The sequence below is a fragment of the Kocuria dechangensis genome (assembly GCF_014636775.1).
Lineage (GTDB): Bacteria > Actinomycetota > Actinomycetes > Actinomycetales > Micrococcaceae > Kocuria > Kocuria dechangensis.
Genome location: NZ_BMEQ01000066.1, coordinates 1 through 2552, shown reverse-complemented (window position 1 = coordinate 2552; position 2552 = coordinate 1). Strand labels below are relative to the sequence as shown.

Sequence of the window (2552 nt, the reverse complement as noted above, 5' to 3'; positions counted from 1 at the left end):
GGGAAGTGGTGATGGCGGGGTCGAACCGTCCGGTGCCGTATCGGGTGCGTGAGCAGAAGATCCTCTGGGCTGATGCGAGCACCGGGTATGGGGTGACGTGGGAGGGTCGGGCGGTGGTGCCGGTGATCAGGGGGCGGCGGAAGAATCCCAGTCTGGCGGATCTGCTGGACACGGCCTTCGCGGCCGGGGCGGAGCGGATCATGCTCACCGGGAAGCTGCCGGTGGCCGAGCCCGGGGCGGCGCACTGGTTGATGGCCGAGACCCCGGGGTGGCGTCACGGGGCGCACTGGTTGGAGGCCCCGCCCACGGGCCGGTACTACCATCAGGCCACCCAGCCGGTCGGGGATCGGCGGGCGCGTCCGCTGGAGGTCGCCACGGCCGCGGCGTGGTTCGGTTCCCGGCGCCTGGGTTTCCACCAGGCGCGGGCGGCGTGGGAGCTGGTGGCGGCCGCGCTGGGGCGGGCCGAGCCGAAGCTGAGCGCGTTGATGAAGTCCCCGGCGGCGACGGGGCAGAACCTGTGGGCGCTGTCGATGCCGGCGAACCTGGACCCGGTCCCGGTGGAGGCCGAGATCGCCGAGGAGATCCACCGCACCTCCGGTCAGCACCACATCGAGCACCTGGTCGCGGGCCCGTCGTTCTCCGAGCACCCGGATTGTCTGCCGCTGATCGATCCCGCATCGGGTCAGGACAGCATGGAGCAGTTCGCCTACATCGACGGCCGCTTCATGTACGCGGGGCTGTGCAACGAGCTGGCCGTGGGCCCGGGCCGGCGGTTGCGCGGGATCGAGGCCCACTACCTGTTCGAGGAGAGCCCCTACGCCCCGGCCCGCTACCACATCCGCTTCACCGTCCCGGCCGGCTGGAACCACCTGGGGATCTGGGGGGTGCAGGTGCCCGGCAGCACCTCGGGGTGGTACTGGCCCAACCGCCCCGGCGCCACGGCTCAGACCTGGGTCGATGCCGCCGAGCTGCGGGTGGGGGTGGCCCACGGCTGGGTCCCCGACAGGTTTGTGGAGGCGGTGCAGTTCACCGCCCAGAAACCGGCCATCCGCGGGCAGGCCCGGGCGGTCGCGGCCCGGCCGCTGGACACCTTCGCCGAGCGGCTGGCCAGCGCCCGGGCGGCGGTGGAGATCGCCGAGGTCGACGAGGCCGTCAAAGAGGCCGCGCGCACGGCGCTGCGGGCGATCCTGCTGGAGACGATCGGGGCGTTCGCCTCCCGCGGGCGGCGCTCCACCGTGAGCGTGTCCTCCGCCTTGGAGGTCCCCGAGGCCTACCAGCACAGCATCCGGGTGTGGGGGTCTCGCATCACCTACCAGGCCCCCTCCCCGGTCACGGACCGGCAGCGGCAGTTCTACCACCCCGAGCTCCCCGCCCAGGTCTGGGGCAGGGCGAGGGCGAGGGTGCTGGACGGGACCAAGGCCGCCCCGGCGGGGGCGCTGCACGTGGACCCGCACCAGCTCATCGGGATCAACGGTGATGCCCTCTACACCACCACCGTGCCCACCTGGGCGCTGCCCACCGCCTGCGGCGGGGCCGACGACGGGCGGGTGGGGAAGCTGCGGCTGAAAGGGGTGCTGCCCGGCCCGCTGCCGGTGCCCGTCACCCGTGCGGCCCGCGAGGCGCTCATGCACCGGGCCGAGGCCGCCGGGCCCGGGCCGGCCTGGCAGGCCGGCGAGGAGACCGGCGAGGAGACCGGTGAGGGGGTGAGCCGGTGAGCGGCGAGCGGCGCAGCGCGGCCGAGCTGATCGCGCAGCTGAAGGAGCAGGCGGCGATGAGCAACCGCGAGATCGCCGCCGCCCTGGGCCGGGACCCCTCCCTGGTGTCCCAGATCGTGCGCGGGAAGAAGTCCGGGGCGCACTTCGTGCGCGCCCTGAGCGAGCTGGCCGGCACCGGCACCATCACCCACCGCCCGCAACGGCGCCGCACCAAGGCCGGGGCGGTGGCCAACGTGCGCGGCCGGGCCGGGGAACCGGCCCACGCCCCGGCCGACCTCGAGCCCAACGCCCGCTACGTGCCCGTGCCCGCCCGCGGCCGCTACGTGGCGGAGAAAACCCACTACCTGCGCTCGGGCGGGCGGATCTATGCCACGCAGTTCCCCAAGACCCGCGGGGCGAAGGGCAACGACGCCGGCTGGCAGCGCGTCGCCCGCCAGCTGCGCTCGGCCGCCCGCCGCCGGTACGGCACCAAGGAGCGCCCGCCGATGCGGGTGTCCTTCGACATCACCTTCTCCGACGGCCGGCAGATGCGCCTGGGCGAGAAGGGCGGCTACGACATCCAGAAGGTCGTGGCCGCCATCACCGCCCACGCCGGCGGCATCGAGGGCTGGATCAAGGACCAGGGCCGGCACCGCTACCTCACCCTGGACACCTCCACCGTGGCGGTCACCGGGGTGCAGATCAGCGTCACCCCCTGGCAGGGCACACCGTGACGCGGCACCACCGGGCCCCACCACCCGCTCTGCCGGTGCCCGCCCTCCCCGGGGGGGGCCTCTATGGTTTCCGTCAAGCGGCCAGGGCCGCTGGTGACGGGGTCTGAAGCTCGGTGGGGTCCTG

The 2552-nt window shown here is 74.1% G+C and carries 2 protein-coding genes; both read left to right on the top strand.

Translation table 11 applies throughout. The annotated features are described in order from the left end of the window. Positions 1-1715: hypothetical protein (locus IEW07_RS20635; protein WP_229742029.1), on the top strand; the 1715-nt coding region annotated here is incomplete at its 5' end. Further along, positions 1712-2428, top strand: coding sequence for a helix-turn-helix domain-containing protein (locus tag IEW07_RS20630; RefSeq protein WP_188540659.1), 717 nt, complete (start codon positions 1712-1714; stop codon positions 2426-2428). The genes IEW07_RS20635 and IEW07_RS20630, both read left to right, overlap by 4 nt. Positions 2429-2552: the final 124 nt, after the last annotated feature.